This window comes from Nostoc sp. UHCC 0252, from assembly GCF_034931145.1.
Lineage (GTDB): Bacteria > Cyanobacteriota > Cyanobacteriia > Cyanobacteriales > Nostocaceae > Nostoc.
Map to the genome: position 1 here is coordinate 89,109 of NZ_JAYGHE010000019.1, position 19,162 is coordinate 108,270.

14 protein-coding genes and 1 other RNA gene are annotated in these 19,162 nt (G+C 40.5%); 5 read left to right on the forward strand and 10 right to left on the reverse strand.

Translation table 11 applies throughout. The features are described from left to right. Positions 1-151: 151 nt before the first annotated feature. The 8 genes from VB732_RS13940 to VB732_RS13975 all read right to left on the reverse strand — a co-directional run bounded on the left by VB732_RS13940 (position 152) and on the right by VB732_RS13975 (position 14,148). The gene (locus VB732_RS13940; RefSeq protein WP_323231442.1) at positions 152-6,025 is read right to left on the reverse strand and encodes an AAA family ATPase; all 5,874 of its coding nucleotides are present in this window, start codon (positions 6,023-6,025) and stop codon (positions 152-154) included. A 136-nt stretch (positions 6,026-6,161) separates the two neighbouring features. Beyond that, positions 6,162-6,345, reverse strand: a non-coding RNA gene (ssrS, locus tag VB732_RS13945) — 6S RNA. Between the two features lie 60 nt (positions 6,346-6,405). After that, positions 6,406-7,560, reverse strand: coding sequence for a 5-(carboxyamino)imidazole ribonucleotide synthase (locus tag VB732_RS13950; protein ID WP_323231460.1), 1,155 nt, complete (start codon positions 7,558-7,560; stop codon positions 6,406-6,408). Next, complete coding sequence (locus tag VB732_RS13955; protein ID WP_323231443.1) at positions 7,557-8,081, reverse strand: pentapeptide repeat-containing protein; 525 nt, start codon at positions 8,079-8,081, stop codon at positions 7,557-7,559. Before VB732_RS13955 ends, VB732_RS13950 begins: the two co-directional genes overlap by 4 nt. Positions 8,082-8,458: 377 nt before the next feature. Continuing rightward, positions 8,459-9,169, reverse strand: coding sequence for a DevA family ABC transporter ATP-binding protein (locus tag VB732_RS13960; protein ID WP_323231444.1), 711 nt, complete (start codon positions 9,167-9,169; stop codon positions 8,459-8,461). A 126-nt stretch (positions 9,170-9,295) separates the two neighbouring features. After that, complete coding sequence (devC, locus tag VB732_RS13965; protein WP_323231445.1) at positions 9,296-10,450, reverse strand: ABC transporter permease DevC; 1,155 nt, start codon at positions 10,448-10,450, stop codon at positions 9,296-9,298. A gap of 393 nt (positions 10,451-10,843) precedes the next feature. Next, positions 10,844-12,268, reverse strand: a complete 1,425-nt coding sequence (locus tag VB732_RS13970; protein ID WP_323231446.1) for an HlyD family efflux transporter periplasmic adaptor subunit — start codon at positions 12,266-12,268, stop codon at positions 10,844-10,846. 1,142 nt (positions 12,269-13,410) lie between these two features. Then, positions 13,411-14,148 (reverse strand): phycocyanobilin:ferredoxin oxidoreductase, encoded by a 738-nt coding sequence (locus VB732_RS13975; RefSeq protein ID WP_323231448.1) that lies wholly within the window; start codon positions 14,146-14,148, stop codon positions 13,411-13,413. Between the two features lie 201 nt (positions 14,149-14,349). Here VB732_RS13975 and VB732_RS13980 point away from each other — a divergent pair, with 201 nt between their 5' ends. Then, positions 14,350-14,577, forward strand: coding sequence for a hypothetical protein (locus VB732_RS13980; RefSeq protein WP_323231449.1), 228 nt, complete (start codon positions 14,350-14,352; stop codon positions 14,575-14,577). Positions 14,578-14,591: 14 nt separating this feature from the next. Here VB732_RS13980 and VB732_RS13985 read toward each other — a convergent pair whose 3' ends face one another. Both VB732_RS13985 and psbP read right to left on the reverse strand, forming a co-directional pair. Further along, on the reverse strand, positions 14,592-15,191 hold the full coding sequence (locus VB732_RS13985; protein WP_323231450.1) for a nucleoside triphosphate pyrophosphatase: 600 nt from the start codon (positions 15,189-15,191) through the stop codon (positions 14,592-14,594). A 101-nt stretch (positions 15,192-15,292) separates the two neighbouring features. After that, the gene (psbP, locus tag VB732_RS13990) at positions 15,293-15,838 is read right to left on the reverse strand and encodes a photosystem II reaction center PsbP (RefSeq protein ID WP_323231451.1); all 546 of its coding nucleotides are present in this window, start codon (positions 15,836-15,838) and stop codon (positions 15,293-15,295) included. A gap of 351 nt (positions 15,839-16,189) precedes the next feature. On the opposite strand from psbP, the gene VB732_RS13995 reads away from it, so the two are divergent. From VB732_RS13995 to VB732_RS14010, 4 genes are all read left to right on the forward strand, one after another. Next, entirely contained in the window at positions 16,190-16,879 is a 690-nt protein-coding gene (locus VB732_RS13995) for an ABC transporter substrate-binding protein (RefSeq protein WP_323231452.1), read from the forward strand. A 1-nt stretch (position 16,880) separates the two neighbouring features. Beyond that, a complete protein-coding gene (locus VB732_RS14000; protein WP_323231461.1) occupies positions 16,881-17,024 on the forward strand; it encodes a GGDEF domain-containing protein in 144 nt (47 codons plus the stop codon). A 471-nt stretch (positions 17,025-17,495) separates the two neighbouring features. After that, positions 17,496-18,332 (forward strand): 4-hydroxy-tetrahydrodipicolinate reductase, encoded by an 837-nt coding sequence (dapB, locus tag VB732_RS14005; protein ID WP_323231453.1) that lies wholly within the window; start codon positions 17,496-17,498, stop codon positions 18,330-18,332. A 32-nt stretch (positions 18,333-18,364) separates the two neighbouring features. After that, positions 18,365-19,051 carry a phosphate ABC transporter permease gene (locus VB732_RS14010; RefSeq protein ID WP_323231454.1) on the forward strand — a complete coding sequence of 229 codons (687 nt, stop codon included), beginning with the start codon at positions 18,365-18,367 and terminating at the stop codon, positions 19,049-19,051. Positions 19,052-19,162 lie beyond the last annotated feature (111 nt).

The following is a 19,162-nucleotide window of genomic DNA, read 5'->3' on the forward strand; positions in this document are numbered from 1 at the left end:
CCACAATTTAATGCAATTGTGTCATCTTAACTCTGAACGATACCTCATTTAGAATCAAGTTATACAGATTTAGTAAAATTGTGCTATTGCTGTCCTCCAGATTACCGAAAAATTAGAAGTGTTATGCATTGAGAGGAATATCGCAAATTAATTACAATACTGGAATTTCAATGACAAATTCTGTTCCTTCACCAAGCACAGAATTGCACCTCAACCGCCCATTATGGGTTTCTTCGACAATTTGACGAGCGATCGCTAATCCTAATCCTGTTCCCTTCCCAACCTCTTTAGTTGTAAACAGGTGATCAAAAATCTTTGCTCTAACCTCCTCTGGCATCCCCTGACCGTTATCTTTGATGCGAATTGTCACCGTATGTTTATTAGATACTTCGGTGTTAATCAGGATTTGGTGATGGTTCGCTTGCGCTTGGACAAAAGAAAGCCCTTCAATGGATGTATCTAAGGCATCAATTGCATTAGCGAGGATGTTCATAAATACTTGATTTAATTGTCCTAAAAAGCACTTAACTGGTGGTAGTTTTCCGTATTCAGTGATAACTTCAATTGCTGGGCGTTTTTCGTTAGCTTTGAGGCGATACTTCAAAATCAACAGGGTACTCTCAATTCCTTCATGGAGATTACAAGCAACTTTTTCGGTTGTATCGGCTCTGGAAAAGGTGCGAAGGCTGGTACTAATGTCTTCAATCCGTTCTGAAGCCACCTTCATTGAGTCTACTAGTTTTGGTAAGTCTTCAGTCAGGAATTCTAGGTCAATTTCTTCGCTATGCTCAATGACTGCGATCGCTGGATTGGGATAATGTTCTTGGTAACATTGGATATGGGCGAGTAAGTCTTGAATATACTCTTCGGCATTGTTGACACTGCCTTTGAGAAATCCAATGGGATTATTAATTTCATGTGCCACCCCAGCAACCAAATTACCCAAGGTTGCCATTTTTTCATTTTGCACCATTTGTAATTGGACTTGTTGGAAATTTTGCAGCGCTTCTTCTAAATCCTGAGATTTGTGCCGTAAATCCGCTTCAGACTCTTGTAGTGCGGCTTCAGCAAGTTTGCGTTCGCTAATATCTATGATTACGCCATCCCATATAATTGAGCCATCAGCTTGTCGCTCTGGTTGAGATGCACCTTGAAGCCATTTTATGGTTCCTGAAGATGTGATAATTCGCCATTCTTGTCGAAATGGTGTGATGTTTTCAGCAGAGTAGATCATCGCCTGCTGCATGCTGGCAAAATCATCTGGATGTTCATAAGAACGAAGACTCTGCGTTCCTGTGATTATTTCCTCTGCTGTCACCTCATAAAGGTTGTAGCAGCCAGAGCTGACGTAGGGCATTGAAACTGAACCGTCAGCATTTAAACGTAGTTGGTAAATTGCCCCAGGAATATTATCAGCGAGTTTCTGGAAGCGGGCTTCGGTAGTACGAAGTTGAGTGAGCGATCGCTCTAGTTGATGGGCATAATTTTGAGATTCTTGATAAAGACGGGCATTTTCTAGAGATATGGCGGCTTGAGCGCATAGCAGTTGGATAATTTCGGTGCGATCGCTTGTAAATGCGCCAATCGTCAACTTATTTTCCAGATATAGTAACCCAATTAATTGACCATGACGCAAAATCGGCGTACACAACACACTTTTGGGTTCTTGCTCCATCAAATATTGGTCAGTAATAAAATCGTTTTTTACTGTTGCATCATCCAGCACCACAGTTTTTAAGGTGCGTTTGACATAGTTTACCAATGCGATCGGAATGTTTTGGCTACTTGACAATGGTACAGATACCAGAGTCACCCCTTCATTGATGGTGGCTACAGCTTTAACCACTAAGTTGCCCTGTTCGAGTACAAGTAGGGCAACTTTTTTCGCTCCAGCATTTTCCATCACCACTTGCAAGAGGGTAGTGAGCAATTGCTCTAATTGAATTTCACTGGAAAGAGCTTGTGCGGCTTTAAAGATGGTGGCAAAATCGAGGGCTTCAGAAATACTGCTGCTAGAAAGATTTGTGTGGATGGTTTGATGTGGAAATGACGATGCATCGACACTTGAACTCAGTTGAAAGCGATTATGCTGCCCTTGTAAGATAGGAGCCAGGAGTTGAGGATAGCGTTTTTCTAAGTCTTCAGTTTTGGCTTTAGCGCCCCAACGAGCATAGCAGTAATAAGCTTCTTGCATGTAAACTTGGGCAATTTTTTCTTTACCCCATTCGAGGTAGAACTTGGCAGCTAGTTCATTGCTCAAAGCTTCTTCTTGAATATATTCGTTTGCTTTCGCTAGAGTTATGGCGCGATCGTATAATTCTATTGCTGCTATTTTTTCGCCCAAAACCCGATAGCGTTCTGCTTCCACCAAATCAAATTTGTGCTGGAAATTCATCGGTGCAAATTTGGCTCTAAACTGCAATTTTTCTTGATTTTCGCCAACCTTTAAGAGTAATTGCTCCTGTTGAGACGGTTCAGCCGTTGCATAGACAGCCAGCCGAGACAGAGAATCGTAATAGTAGAAAACAGGCACAGATAACATTCCTGCTGCACCATTGAGGTATTGCTCTCCCTGATTTGCATTTTCAACTGCCACTGGAAAATTCTCAAACAAATAACTGAGTGTTAACTTACTTAGGTGAAATATATGGAGTGTTAACTCGTCCTTTTCTTGAAGGAGCGCAGATAAGAGTTCTTCTTCTTGACAATCTTCACCAATCAGGGAGTCTGGATAGTCGCTATATTCTGTGAGATTTTTAATGGTTTGAGAGGCGATATTAGACCAATTTAATAAGCGTTGATTTTTGGCATAATTAGACTCATAGGCTTTGATATCTGCTAAAAGGATTTCCAAAACTTCTGTGCCACTTAAATAGATATAAAATAACTTAAAAAGCATCGATGCTAGCACATGAAAAAAATCGCCTGTCTCTAATCCAAAAGTATGGGATTCCTGTAATAAACTAATTGAGGTGCGAGCATGTTGTTGATTAAATTGATTCAATGCACCCACCTTAAATAGAGTCATGCTTTGAACAGATTTTGCTTGAAGTCTATCCACCAGCATTAAAGCTAGTTTGCCAAATTCGTAGCCTGACTCCAATTGGTTACAAGTATTAAGTACAATTCCAAAATCTGCATACCCTGGTGCAGAAAGTGGTGCATTGCCATATTTAAGAGATACATTCACCTCTTCGCAGGCAATAATTGGGAACAGATAAGGCGCAGCCTGATGGATGGCGGGAGTAATGCTAGCCATAATCCGCAAAGCAACCAAAGCTTTGGGATCATCCATTAATGGCAAATCAACTAAGCCCTGAATACTTCTGTCAGCCAAGGTGGAGAGCGTATTGACTACAGATTGCTGAATGTCTGGAGGTGTGACTGATTCAGGTAATGTTACCCCAAGTTGAGCCAGAAGTTCACGTCCAATTGCGATCGCTTTGAATGATTGATTCCGCACCTGATAAGCTTGGAGTTGCACTTCATAAACTTTCACTCTATCCAGTAAGGTGGTTGTTTTTTCGATGACGACCTGGATCAGAAACTCCATAAGCTCAAACTCATTGTTGAGAAAGGCAGCTTCGGCGGCTTCTTCGTATAAACTTCGAGTCAATTCGTAGGCAATTTCCCAACTATTAATTGCCAACAATTCCATTCCCGAATTGAAGTAATGCATTGCTGCACCATAAGCGGTAGCTTCTTTCGCTTTTCGACCAGCATTCAGATTTAACTGAGCTAATTGTTGACGTTCAGTCGGTTGGGTGATTAGCAATATTCCTCGATTTAACTGACTGACAATCTCAAAAATTCGCTCCTCTTGCTGAGACTCAGAGGTATTTTGCAAGAGTAATTGACCAATTTTAAGATGCGTAAATTGTTTCTCTGCATCTGGAATTAGCAAATAGGCAGCTTGCTGCACACGGTCATGCAAAAATTTGTAGATAGGGAGTTGGAAATTGGAATTTAAAGGATTTGATCCAGAATCATGCCCATTCTCTTGAAAGAATTTATAAACTTCACTAGTAGGTAAAACTAACCCTTCTTGCAAAGCTTTCCATAAAAACGCTGCCGTTTCGGTTTCAGATTGTTCAGAAACAATTGCTAAGGTTAGCAAATCAAAAGAGTTGCCAATACACGCGGCTAATTTCAACACATTTTGCGTTGCTGCTGACAACTTCTGCAATTGTAGTGCTACGAACTCTACCACATCATCAGTGAGAGCCAGAGATTTTACAGCAGCAATATCACATTGCCAATACCCTTGAGCAAAATTAAATGTAATCAATCCATCTTCATACAATACTTTGAGAAATTGCGTTACAAAAAATGGATTTCCTTGAGTTTTTTGATATATGAGTCGAGTTAGTGGTTGGGCAATTTTATCTGAACAACTCAAGGTATCAACCACTAATTGATTTAAACTGGCTTTAGTAAGTGGGGCTAAAGTAATGCTGTGAATCGTAGCATTAGCTTTGCGAATCTCCGTTAAAGTCAACATCAACGGATGTGCGCTAGAGACTTCATTATCTCGATAAGCTCCAATTAAAAGTAAAGAGCCACTTCCTGACTCGTTCATCAGCAGCTGCATCAATTTGAGTGATGCAGAATCAGCCCACTGCAAATCATCAAGGAAAATTACTAGTGGATGTTCTTTTGTGGTGAATACCTGAATGAATTTTTGGAAGAGTAAATTGAAGCGATTTTGGGCTGCACTTGGCGAGAGTTCCGTTGCAGGTGGTTGTTGACCAATAATTTGTTCTAGTTCGGGAATTACTTCAAGAATAACTTGCCCCTCATCGCGCAGCACTTGTAAAATTTTATTTTTCCAACTTGACAACTGGGCATCACTTTCACTCACCAATTGCCCCATTAAGTCTCGAAATGCCTGCACAAAAGCGGAAAAGGGAATATTACGATTAAATTGGTCATATTTCCCTTTAATGAAGTAGCCCCTCTGCCGGACAATGGGTTTGTGAACCTCGTTGACCAAAGCAGTTTTACCAATACCAGAAAAACCAGCCACCAGCATTAGTTCTGTCTGATTGTTGGTAACGCGGTCAAAGGCTTTGAGCAGAGTTTCAACTTCAGGCTCACGACCATAGAGTTTTTCTGGGATAATAAAGCGATCGCACACATCCCGTTGAGCAATCGGAAAACTTGTAATTTCCCCCGTTTCTTTGAGTTGATGTAAGCAATTTTCTAAATCATATTTCACCCCCAATGCGCTCTGATAGCGGTCTTCGGCATTTTTCGCCATCAGTTTATTCACAATCGATGAGAGTACAGGCGTAATTTGGGGATTAATCTCATCTACTAAAAGCGGAAGTTTGGCAATATGACAATGTACCAATTCCATCGGATCGGATGATTGAAATGGTAATTCCCCCGTCAATAACTCGTAAAAAGTTACACCTAGAGAGTAAAAATCAGTTCGGTAGTCAATTCCCCGATTCATTCGCCCAGTTTGCTCTGGTGATAAATAGCCGAGTGTTCCTTCTAATACATTAGGACTCATCAAAACTTGAGTTTCTCGTGGCAACAGAGATGCAATACTAAAGTCTATTAACTTAACTTCTTTAGTTTCTGGATTAATTAAAATATTGGCGGGTTTAATATCTTTGTGAATGACTCGATGACGAATTAGAATATCTAACGTATTGCACAGTGCGATCGCAATTCGTAAAAACTCCATCAGAGATTCTACGCTTTCCCCCACTCCCCACTCCCTACTCCCTACCCCCCATTCTTTAAGAGAAATTCCCCCAAAGTCTTCCATTACTAAGGCATAGCCATTTTGATAGGGTTCTAGTCCGTATGTTTGGATGATTCCAGGTAGATTTAAATTTTTGGCGATGGTAAACTGGTTCCGAAACTGGATTAATTCAATGAAACTGGGATAAACAGTTTTCATCAGCTTAATCACCACAGATTTTTGGTCACTTTCTCGATTAGCGCGATAAACCAAGGTTCGAGAACCATTGTAGAGTTCTTTGCCAACGTGATATCCGGGAATGCTGACCATAGAGCTTAATTTTTGAAACCTCAGTATCTAGGTTTCCCAAAAACATGGCAATCTTTACTGTCAGTTCGCTTATTTTAGACTGATTTAAATAATTAAAGCTCCCAAATTCTAACTGATTTTGGGAGCTAATAATTTTAAGTTCACCGCGACGCCGTTTTACCTAAGTTTATGACCTGGGTTTATCCAGGTGGGAACCTAAATTCCTCGTTTAAAGTTTCCGGGTACATGCCCGGTATACTGCCACGAGAACAGTTGGCTCCCTTGTCATTAAAGGCATAGATCAAAAAACTTGATGGCAGTCACCAACGTCGTAGTGCAACTCACTCATTATAGCTTTTCAAAAGATGTTGTGTGTTCAACATTGAAAGTTTCTGATCAGTTTACCTGGGATACCAGATAGATTCTATGTTGTGGGCGATGGAGTACGTCGATTCTTGATTTTGATTATCCAGCAAAACCGTAACATGCCCTAACTTCCGCCCAGGACGTGATTCTGTCTTCCCATACCAGTGAACGTGTGCTTGGGGAATTTCTGCTATTTGTTGACGCTGGCTTTGGTAGTCGCTGTGAGAATTTTCATAACCCAGTAGGTTAACCATCACAGCACCCGCGCACTGCAAAGCCGGATTTCCTAAAGGTAAACCACAAACGGCTCTCAAGTGCTGTTCAAATTGAGAAGTTTCACAAGCATCAATCGAAAAATGCCCAGAATTGTGGGTACGGGGTGCAATTTCATTTACCAAAACTTTGCCATCAGCCTTGATAAATAGCTCAATTCCAAAAATTCCCACTACTTCTAGGCTATTTAATAGAGTATGTGCGATCGCTTCTATTTCTTCTGCTTGATTAGGTGTAATCTCTGCTGGCGCAATTACCCGCCGACAGACTTGTTGTTCTTGTTGAGTTTCGACTACTGGGTAAGTGACAATTTCTCCCTCCACAGAACGCGCTGCAATGATTGCTAGTTCCCGTTCAAAAGGGATAAATTCTTCTAACAAAAAAAGTGATTTATTTAAAGGTTTTGTTTTGGTTTCATAACTTAGCTTTTGTTCCAAAGTAGCAAAATCTTTAATTATGAAAGTACCTTGACCGTCATAACCATGACGACGGGATTTTAAGACAGTCGGAAAACCTAGATATTCTATTTTTGATCGGAGATTTTCTACCTCTTCAAGGGCGAAAAATTGCGGAACTGGTAAGCCTAAATCGCGTAAATAGCAACGCTGATCATATTTATCTAAAAGAGGAACTAAAGCTTCTAATTTGGGACGAAAACAAACACCTTGCTGCGCTAAAATAGATAAAGCTTGCAGGTTAACAAATTCGTTTTCAAAGGTGATAACATCGCATTTTTGAGCTAATATTTTCGTAGCATTTGCGTCATCAACTGGGGCGAAAACAGTTTCCTGAGCGATTGACACGGCCGGATCGTCTTCACTAGGAGTTTGTACTAATAATTTTACTCCTAGCTTCTGTGCTGCATCCGCCATCATCCAGGCAAGTTGTCCGCCACCAATTACACCAACACGTTTCATTGACATCCTAAAGAATCACGAGTTTGCACGCCTGTTTTAGAATTCACACCACTGGCTTTTTGACACAGTTCTTTGATTTGCACCCGATCCAAAATTGCATCTGTAAAATCTGCTCCATCTATATTCACATCATCAAAGATGGCACGGAGCAAAAGAGCTTCTTTGAAAACTGCATCACTCAAATCTGCCTTAGTCAAGTTTACCTGATCGACCATTGCATTAGTTAAATCTGCTCCGTGGAGATTTGCTTTTGTCATCACCGAAGCACTCATAACTGCTCCCCGCAAATCAGCCTTTGAAAAGTTAGCCAGTTCCATATTGGCGTTAGAAAACTCCGCAGCTTGCAAACTGTCACCAGAAAAATCACGTCTTGATAACTCTGCATTACTAAATGACAGTGGATGAGTCCAACTTACTGCCAGTGCAGGATTAGCCACGCACCAGATAATAATTCCGAGAAGGAGCGCCAACCCTTGCCGCCAAAATATACTGAGAGTCAATTTGGTGTCTAATTGCTGCATTTAATTACCGTATTTGAATATTAGCAAGACTTGCAGCCTTGCTACTGGACTTGAGGGATATGTATTTGTGTATTTCCCTTGCTTAATATTTTGTAACGCAAAAAGGGCAGATGCGTAGTCTGTTATGGATATAGCTTCTCACTTTTGAGTAGACGAAAGGCAAAAGAAAGAGAAAACGGTTTGAAACTACTAAATTTATGTATGGGGATTATTTTTTTACTTTTTAATAGGACTCTACGTGAAAACTATAGCAATTCTAAATCATTCGTGAAAAGTTAGATCCCCGACTTCTTTAAGAAGTCGGGGATCTGGACACTAAGAATTTTCACATTTAACTTGAAAGGGCTAGTTATGAGTTGTGATTTCTGATTGGGTAATTATGACTGAATGATCGTATTTGAAGAATTACGAGTTAGAAGACCATCTTCCATTTCGACGATGCGATCGGCGATGTCTAGAATGCGGTTGTCGTGTGTCACTAATAAGATAGTAGTTCCCTGGTTTTTGGCTAGACTCTGCATTATTTCTACAACATCGCGTCCTGATTGTTTGTCTAATGCAGCTGTTGGTTCGTCTGCTAGCACCAGTGGAGGGCGATTTACTAGGGCGCGTGCGATCGCAATTCTTTGTTTTTGTCCACCAGAAAGATTGTCTGGGTAGTAATCTACTCGTTCTTCTAAACCGACTGACCCCAGCATGGCTTTTGATTTAGCCACTGCTTCTGATTGAGAAATATTATCATTCAACTCTACCGCCATCTGCACATTTTGCTTTGCAGTCAAGAAACCTAGCAAATTGTGAGCTTGGAAAATATAACCAATGTTGCGTCGCATTTGTACCAGTTTGTTTTGACTGACACCAACGAGTTCTTCACCTAAAAATTTTAAACTTCCTTCTTGTACAGACCGCAAACCACCAATTAAGCTCAGTAATGTAGTTTTACCTGAACCTGATGGCCCAGTCATAATTACAATCTCACCCGAATATATTTCTAGGTTGATATCAAATAATATCTGTTTTCTCAGTGAGCCTTTACCATAGTAGTGATTGAGATTCTTAATGGCAATTACAGGTTCTTTTTCCATCATTTTTTTGTTAGTTACAAGTTAGTATTTTCAAAATTTAACTTTAGGTTGGAGCAGAAAATAGGTTTTCTTGATCCTTAGTTATAAGCTGTATTTATTAATAGCAACTTTTAATTAAGATTGAATTAACTAAAAAATATCTGCTGGATCGGCGGAACGTAGTTTTCGGACTGCGATCGCACCAGAAATAATACACATCAATATAGTCAGAATTAACACCATTACGGCACGTTCAAAACTCATGAAAACTGGTAACAGAGTTGCATCTCTGGCACTGCTATACATAAATAATGAAAAAACTATTCCAGGGAAATATCCGAGAACAGCTAGGAGCAAAGCCTCTTGAAGAATTACGCCCAATAAATAGTTTTGTGTATAGCCGATTGCTTTGAGAGTAGCGTACTCAGCTAAATGGTCTGCAACTTCTGTATAAAGAATTTGATAAACAATCACAGTTCCGACAATGAAACCCATGACAGTCCCTAATGTGAAAATAAACCCAATGGCTGTACTGTTTGCCCAATAACTCCGTTCAAAATCAATAAATTCTTGCTTAGTTAAAACATTTACTTCGTTAGGTAAATACTGACGTAATTCTTGGGCGACAACTTGAGCATCTGCTCCTGGCTTTAATCTAATCAGCCCAATGTCAATCAATCCTTGTTGGCGATTGTTGAATATCCGTAAAAAGTTAATATCGCTTGTAATTAAATTTCCATCTGCGCCGAATGATGCACCTAATGTAAATAGTCCTTCTACTTTAATCCGCCGCCTTCTTACTTCTGCTGTTACAGTCTTTCCTTCGCTATAATTAGCAGCAATTGGGCCATACTCTACCCTAGAAGAACGATCAAATAGAACTACATCAGGAAGTTTAAGTTTATCTAAGTTTTCCTGAACACCAGGTAAGTTAACTATATTAGTTTCTGGGTTCATTCCAAAGATTAAGATACTACGAGGACGACCTGTTACAGGATTTTTCCAGATTGTAAAGTCTAAATATATAGGATGTACTGATTGGACTGCGGGTAAATCTAAAGCTTTATATAACCGTCTTTGAGAAAAGCTTCTCATTGCCAAAACAGCGCTAGATTGACTATTGATCAAAACAATATCGCCCTGTAAGCTGCTATGAAATCTAACGTTACTATAATACAAAGCATCTCGAAAACCGAGTTGCATAAACATTAAAATATCAGCAAAAGAAATTCCTGCCAAAGCTACAGCTAGGCGAGTTTTTTCTCTTGTCAATTGTAGCCACGACAGAGGTATTTTTTGACTCATGTTATAGGCATCCAAGCACAGTTATAATAATTCGTAATTCGTAATTCAATTTTGTAGCGGAAAGTTAGAAAAAGTACAGAAAGTAACGATTGTATAGAATTTCTAGAATGTCTAAAATTGTTTAGACAGCCTAATTAAGAAGATTCTCAATCTAAAATATCAAATTACAAATTGGTAATACTGTTCGCCTATAACTTAGGGTGTTGACTTTGATGAAATTTGATGATTTTCGGTTCATGCTATTTTTGTGAGGGTGAAAAATATCTCTCCTGTCATTGCGAGCGGAGCGAAGCAATCGCTTGAAATTGCTTCGCTCCGCTCGCAATGACTACACAAATTTTGCACGAATTTTTACCCTCTCAAAGGCATATCAACACCCTACCTATAACTTGGTTAGTTATTAATTTCGACAATGACTTTAGCGTAAGTTAAACCAGATACTTTCTGGCTATCTTCTGGAGACAGAGCAATCTTAACTTCTACAACTCTGGCATCTACATCTGCTGCTGGATCTGTATTTAGCACATCCTTTTTACCAATTTTTCTGCCAATTTCAGTGACAGTTCCCTTTAATTCGCCGCCAAATGCTCCATTGTCGCTGTTGATGGTAGCATCTTGACCAATCCGCACCTTACCAATGCTATCTTCGGCAACTTCGGCAATTACATACATTTGGCTGGTTTGACCAATTTCAGCAATACCATTTGCACCTATGGCTTCGCCTGATTTGGTGTAAACCTTTAAAATCTCTCCTGCGATTGGTGCTTGAACATAGCTTAACCTTAGTTCTGCTTCGGCTCTCCTGACATTTGCGATCGCATTACTAACTTGGGCTTGCGCTACTTGCACATCGGTAGGACTAACATCTAAAATTCTGCTCAGTTTGGCTTTTTCTTCATCGATTTGCCTTTGCAAAGTTGCTAAAGTCTTGTCACGGTTAACTCTGGCTTCAATTAGCTGCTGTTGCAAAGTTGCTAAATTTTGTATTTGGTTAGCTCTAGCCTCAGCAAGTTGCTGTCGTACAGTTGCTAATGTCTGCTTGAGGGTAGCTTGGCTTTCAGCCACTTGCTGATTAGCAGTTACCGCACTCAAACGTCTTCTATCCCGTTCTTGCTGAGAAATTGCACCTTCTTTGTATAAATAATCATAGCGTCCAGCATCAACTTGGGCATTGCGCTGTTCGGCTCGGATGCGTGCAAGTGTTGCTCTCAAAGCGTCTCTTTGCCCACTGAGTTCAGCTTCCAGGCGATTTACTGTTGCTTGTTGAACAAGTTTATCACCACTCAATTGGGCTGCAATCCGCGCGATCGTTGCTTGTTGACCATCCCTTTCACCAATATACTGCGCTTGTAGACGAGCAACAACTGCTCTTTGGGCTTGAATATCTCTTGGAGATCCAGCCCTAACTTGCGCTAAATTGGCACGCGCTTCTTGCACTTTGGCTTTTGCTTCTTCTAGTCCGGCTATTTGAGTATCGCGGTTGTCCAAAATTGCCACAATTTGGCCTTGCTTTACTTGTTCACCCTCTCTCACTAAAAGTTGCTGAATGCGTGATGATGGCGCTAATCCTGATGATGGGGCGGACAATTTAACAACTTCGCCTCGTGGTTCCAAACGCCCTACAGCACTAATGCTATTAGTAGATGGCATTACAGGTGCAGATGTGTTTAGTTTTCTCAGTTGCTCGATTTTTGCTGTACCTAGTATTCCCGCAGCGATTACTACTGGCACAGCTATAGCTATACCCCACCAAATCTTAGGTTGTTCTTGATTAACTGCCTGTTCAGTTGGCTTTGGCTTTTCAGTCACCCTTGACATAGTATGTTGCCCATTTATCTGAATTGTGCTGATGGAAGTAAAAATAAAAGGGTTTTTAATCAACAGCCAGCTGCTTAGTTAGGACAAACAAAAGTGGTTTAACGCTGGGTATGGCTTAAAATTCATTGTGTGATGAACGTTCAACACAATGGTTTTGTAAAATGGTGTTTTCATAGCGATGTCTGACGACAAGCCGCTTTAAGTCTACGCTCGTTTTTATGCAATACACTTTGACCTTGCTTCTATTACTCTTTCTTAAAAGGCTATCGTTTACACACAAGTATTTTAGAGTTGCAGCTTAACGTAGGGTGGGTTAATTTTAGCTGTTGATACAATGCCATTGTTAGTCGATACAATGCCATTGTTAGTCGATACAATGCCATTGTCAGTCGATACAATGCTATTGCACCTCAAGAGGCTTGTGTGTACACCCTAGCTCCTAAAAGCAGAGAAGCTTTGAGGCTTACTTGCTCCCCAACTCTTGTTGCGTCGGGGCTGTTTTTGTTAGGTGTGTATTGAAATCGAGACAATAACTCTGAGTATTATTGAGACATGAGTGCAATGGGAGTGAACAGAATTCGCAAGCAGTATGAATCTAGTAGTCTGTCCCATTAATTTTGCTAGGTTTGTAGTAAGCACTTTAGTGCTTGAATATTTGAGGACTAAAGTCCTCACTACAAGCGTATTTACTACTAGATGTAGAGACTGGAAGTATCACATCTCTACACAAAATTCCAAAATGGTATGATGCGGTACTTTACTGCTAGATTCACTACGGCTACAGTTAGTCACAAAATTGAAAAGAAAAATCAAAAATAGACTGTTACCTTTGCTGGATACAATCTTGCTACAAAAGTTAGTCTTCCTTAAGTGAATGAATCATTAACTAACTAAAAAATATCTGTCAACTTGAGCATTCTTAACATCAGAGTTTCCTTAACTTTCTGGTCAATGAGTTAGCTGTCTCTAGTTGCTTGCACTTACCAAGACAACAAACCATTTTGTGATATTCGCTTCAAAGACCTGATTATTCTCCCTGTTGCTGTTTTGGGACTCCATTAAACTCTCGTTGAATGAATTCTACATTTATCTGTTACGCGAAAACGTAACAGAACCTACAGATAGGTGAGATGGGGAGATGATTAAGTTGGGAGATCGAATAAAACTGTGGTCATATAATTTTCTGCCCAAACTGGGCCAAAGGCTTTTTCTAGTACGCGGCGGGTTTTATCGTTTTGCTGCTGTTTGGTGCAGTAGTTGTGTTGTCCGGCGAGGTTTTGTGTGACTTGTTCAACAGAAACAGGATGTGAAGCGATCGCTTGGGTGCAATGAATGTCTAAAAATTCTCGCACCCGCGACAGAAACATTGCTTCTTCTTCTGGAGAACCGGGGCGCACAAAGATGCAAAAGTCCGAAAAAATATTTCCCCATTCTGGTAATTCACGGGGTTGGGAAAAGTTAAGCACTTTTAGCTGTGTCAGTGCTGTAGTATAAGATTCTGGTAAGGTGCGCTCTACTTGGATAGGAGAAAGGTCTGCGATCGCTGCACTAATTTGACCTCTACCCCCAACCAAATCGCAACCAAACATCGGTAGGTTGTATTCTGGGCGGGGAAACATGACGCAGTGCAGAATATCCAACATATTTCCGATTTTCGCCAGTTCCAAATGCATTTTCCGAAACTGGGGCGTTTGATAGCAACGGTTTTCAATCGTCAGCTTTTCGCCTTCTAGTCTACCTTCTACGTAACCCAACTCATCAGGCAGATGGTAGGGCGATAGATCCAGGTGCTGATGCCAAGCTGCCTCAATACAATCAGCTAGCTGACGAATTAGGGGATGTTGTTGCTCACGCAGCGAGGGCATAGAAGTAAATGACATAAGCTAGTTGGGAATGCGATCTAATGCTCAGTCTACAACCTGTCGTGCCACACCTGTTGTAGTCTGCAATATAAGCAAACACTTGCACCTAGCCAACGTAAAGTTATACGACAGATACTTTTCAGAAAGATTATTTATTTTGTAGTCTAGGTTACAGAAATAATTTTAGATTAGCCCATTTGTGAAGGCTAATAAAAAGCTATGAAACTAGATTCTCGTAGACCAGATTTTGCTGTACAACCAAGAAGGCACAACCTGGAAGGCTTACAGAGGTTCAGAGCTTCTACTTGGGTAAACCTTTTGCAACTTCCTAACCCCTTTAGTTTTGATGAAGCACTTTTATTGTGTCCGGTTTCAGCAGATGAGTGGCTAGCCTGGATTCCAGATCATGGCGAAGCAATACTCAATATTAGGCAATTTAGTTATTAGTTATTAGTTATTAGTCATTTGTCATGCCAGAAATCTGTGGCATCGTATCCCAATTCCGCGAGCATGTGCCGGAGCAGAGGTAAACTGAGTCCTATTACGTTGGTGTGACAGCCTTCAATTTTTTCGACAAAGAAACTACCAAAACCTTCAATGGCAAAGGCTCCAGCACATTTTAGGGGTTCACCTGTGGCAACATAAGCTTGAATTGCGCGATCGCTCATTTGGGCAAAGTAAACTCTTGTAACTTGAGACTTGACTATAGTGCGGTTTTGAGGTATATCAATTAAGGCATGACCTGTGTACAAATCGCCAAAGTTACCTTGCATTATCTGCCAACGAGCGATCGCTTCAGAAACATCTGCTGGTTTGCCGTAAATTTCACCATTTATAGACAAAACTGAATCACAACCCATAATCAAAGCCGATTCAAACTGCGGGGCTACAGTTTCCGCCTTATATTGGGCAAGAGTTTTGACTAATTCTGCTGGTTCACTTAATTGGATTTGCGACTCATCAAAGTCACTAGCTCGAACTATCGGTTCAATACCAACAGTTTGCAGCAAGCGGTGACGGGCTGGAGAAGCTGAAGCAAGTACAAAAGGTGGAATTTTCATGAGATTTATAAAAAACTTGTTAATTGGTTATGGGGTATTGGGCATTGGTGATTAAATTTCTTGTCTATCCCATTCCCCATTCCCCATTCCCTATTTCCCAATTAATAAACAGAAAAAGAATTTACAACCTCATCAATCATTCGTTTAACTCTCGGCCAACGTTTTTCAGGAATTGAGGCGTTGAGGGTAAAAAGTTTACCACGGCTAACAGCGACGCTGGCGATGTTGTGCCGTTCCTGCTTATTGGGGAGTTTAACCTCATACTCTAAAAGGTAGTATATTTTACCGTCTACTTCTCGCTGTGCAGCATTGACTAATTCAGCCGAACGACCAGATTCAGGAGGCGCAAGAGCAGCTTTTCCTAACTTATATCCTACTTCTGTTGGCGTTCCCAATTCTGGCAGAGTTTTGCCTTCTGGAACTGGGCTAATCACAACAGAAACATTTTCAGACACCTCAATCAAATCGTGGAAAACCACATCTGGGCCGTTAGCAACTTTAACTTGCAGCCAGCCGTTAGGATATAAAAACTGATAGCCATCACTAGTGTCTACAAAGCTTTTGAGTCCAGCCGCAGCCGCTACATCAGAATTACTCAGGCTGAAACTCAACACCAATAGCAAAATTAATACAATTCGTTTCCACATTTATACAGATTCCTTTGGGCTGGAGACAACACCAGGCTTGGATCATTTATCGTTATTATTCTCCCACCAACAGGGACGCTTCGCATGAGCCATTAGATGTTGACAAATACTCTCTGGTGTATCACCTTACTGATGAAGCGGTGTGAAATTATCCCCTTTGCCTCTTTTTCCTTCCATCTTTTTTGGCTGGAAACTTCTTTAGGGTGGACTTCTATATACACGGTAGGATTTAGGAATTTTTGTAAGAGGTATATTTTCTCAAAAATAGCAACAATCATTTCAAATTTGGCAAAAAAAGAGGGATAGCCATTAATTACCCACGAGTAGAAAACAGAACTTTACGGTTATCTTATGGCAAAATATTCTGTGTTTCAACTCCTTAAATACATTAGCCTTTTTCTCATTACCAACTATTTGCTACTTGCTTGTTATACTTGGGCACCGACTGAATTAAAACGCCCCCACTTGAAAGTGGTATTTACATCTTTTGTTGGGGAGTATCCAGGCATCATTGCTCAAAAAAAAGGATTCTTCAAAGCCCAATGGGTAGATGTGGAACTAATTTATAAACGATATACCCAATTAGAAAGAGCAAATTTTAGTGCAGGTAAGTATGATGGCATGACATCTTCTTTGGGAAGTTTTATCATTTTGAGTGCCACAAATCCCGATATACAAGGCGTGGTCATTATAGATAAATCAACAGGAGCAGATGTGGTAGTTGCCCAATCAAAAATTAAAACTGTAGCTGATTTGAAAGGGAAAAAGCTAGGTGCAAATCTAGGCAGTTTTAGCGAAGTTTTCGTGACTGAGATGTTAAAAAATGCCAACTTAACCAGCGATGATGTCAACTTGGTTAAATTAGAGGCTTTAGAAATTCCTCAACACTTGCAAAATAATGTTATTCAAGCCGGACACACTTGGGAACCCCATCTTTCTCAAGCTATAAAATTAGGGGGACATATCCTATTTACCAGCAAACAAACCAGAAAGTATTCAACAAGCAATTCACGATCAGGCGATTCCCCATCTACAGTCTGATATTAAGGATATCGTGACCCTTAGTTTGGGTATTACTTCTATCACACCCACTTGCGACATCAAGCCAGATACACTCATAGCTTCAGCCGATAAAGCCCTCTACAGTGCCAAACAAAAAGGGCGCGATCGCTATTGTATTCATTAAATATATAAGGGGAGGACACAAAAAACCCCGACTTGATAGCCGAGGTGGATGGGAGAATTCCAAATGTCAATGAGATATAGCGATACTAAAATCTGCTTTTCTTAGCTAACACCAGTTAAATATTTAAGTTTGGGCTTTGCTAAGTTATGTAAATAAATATAACAATGTTATTACAAATAGTCAACTAGACTTGACGAAAAAGGCTGATAGCTCTCATAAGAGCTACTTATCAAGGATAGTATGGAATTATTTTTGGAAATGTGGTAAGTCAATTAAGGAAAATAAAACAGGTTACTAGCTAAGATAGTGGGATGAAAATGAGAACTGATCTGCTTGAGCAGTAGAAAAACTGAGTGATTAGCTGCATAAATCAAGATTGTCGGAATTAAGCCAGAGATTTGAGAAGCTAGCTACTAGATCACTAAAGTCTTTACAATTCCTTATGTTGGCTCAAAAAGTATTTCTCGACCTATGACAAATCAAGCTCCTATCCCGGTTATTGTCAACGGTGCTGCTGGTAAAATGGGCCGTGAGGTGATTAAGGCAGTGGCGCAAGCGGCTGACTTAAACCTAGTGGGTGCAATTGACCACAGTTTGGAACATCAAGATAAAGACGCTGGAGAATTGGCGGGTTTAAGCGAACCTCTGGAAGTGCCAATTACCAATCAATTGGAACCGATGTTAGGCTATGTAGCTGGCGACAGACAATCTCCTCCAGGGGTGATTGTAGACTTTACTCATCCCGATTCAGTTTATGACAATATTCGTAGTGCGATCGCTTACGGTATTCGTCCAGTCGTTGGCACTACTGGGTTAAGTCCAGAACAAATTCAAGATTTGGCAGACTTTGCCGACAAAGCTAGCACTGGTTGTCTAATTATTCCTAATTTTTCCATTGGGATGGTGCTTTTACAACAAGCCGCGATCGCAGCCTCAAAATATTTTGACTATGTAGAAATTATCGAACTACATCACAACCAAAAAGCAGATGCTCCCAGTGGTACTGCCATTCAAACGGCGCAGCTACTAGGAGAATTGGGTAAAACTTTTAATCCTGGTCTTGTAGAAGAAACGGAGAAATTACCAGGAGCAAGGGGTAGTATAGCAGATGAAGGGATTAGAATTCATAGCGTGCGCTTGCCAGGATTGATTGCTCATCAGGAAGTTATTTTTGGCGCAGCAGGGCAAATTTATACTTTACGACATGATACGAGCGATCGCGCTTGCTATATGCCAGGAGTCCTACTAGCGATTCGCAAAATCTTAGCGCTAAAGTCGTTAGTATATGGATTAGAAAAAATACTTTAAACACACAATCGGGCATTCATCACTTAGCACTCATGTTAGTACCACTGACTCGCCAGAAATTTGAACAAGTTATCCCCCTAATTGCCACTGGTTTGCAATACAAGTACTATTGGGGGAAGTTTTCAAATTTTTTGCAACGGCTGTTAATTTCTGTAGTTGCCATAGTTGCTATATTGCTTGTGACAGTCGTTTTTAAGCTGGAGTTTGCTTCCATAGTGTTTGTGCTGGGGGTAGTTAGCGCTTTTTTTTGGTTGTGGTATCCAGTGTTTCAAGCAAGTATGCGGAATTTGCAATTCCGTCGTTATAAATATGGCGGCTTTTTTCGTGGTCGAATACTAGATTGGTGGATTACAGACCAATTAATGGGTAAACAAGAAACAGTCAACAGCAAAGGCGAATTGGTGATTGTGGAAAACCGAGAAAAACAAATTAACTTAGAGGTGGGTGATGAAACAGGGTTTACCATTGAGTTCGTAGCACCATTACGTCCTGCCCACAAAGTAATTTCTCGCGGTCAAATTGCCGAAATGGTAGTGCTTTCAAATCGTCCAGATTTGAGCAGTATTGAGCAATTTAGCGATATATACATTCCCAGCCGTGACCTTTGGATTAGCGATTACCCTTATCTGCGGCGCGATTTTTTTAACGAAGTTGGTCGTCGCTTGCGTGAAGACCAACAACAAAAACCGCGTCGTCGGCGGCGTAGAGTAGAGGATTGAAGAAGAAGTGTTCGGGTATTTGAATTACCAGAGAATTGGGTCTAAAGCCCCGTGCTTCACCCAATGCTTTAAAGTAATGAGTAATGAGTGGATGAAAAATGGGTATTTACT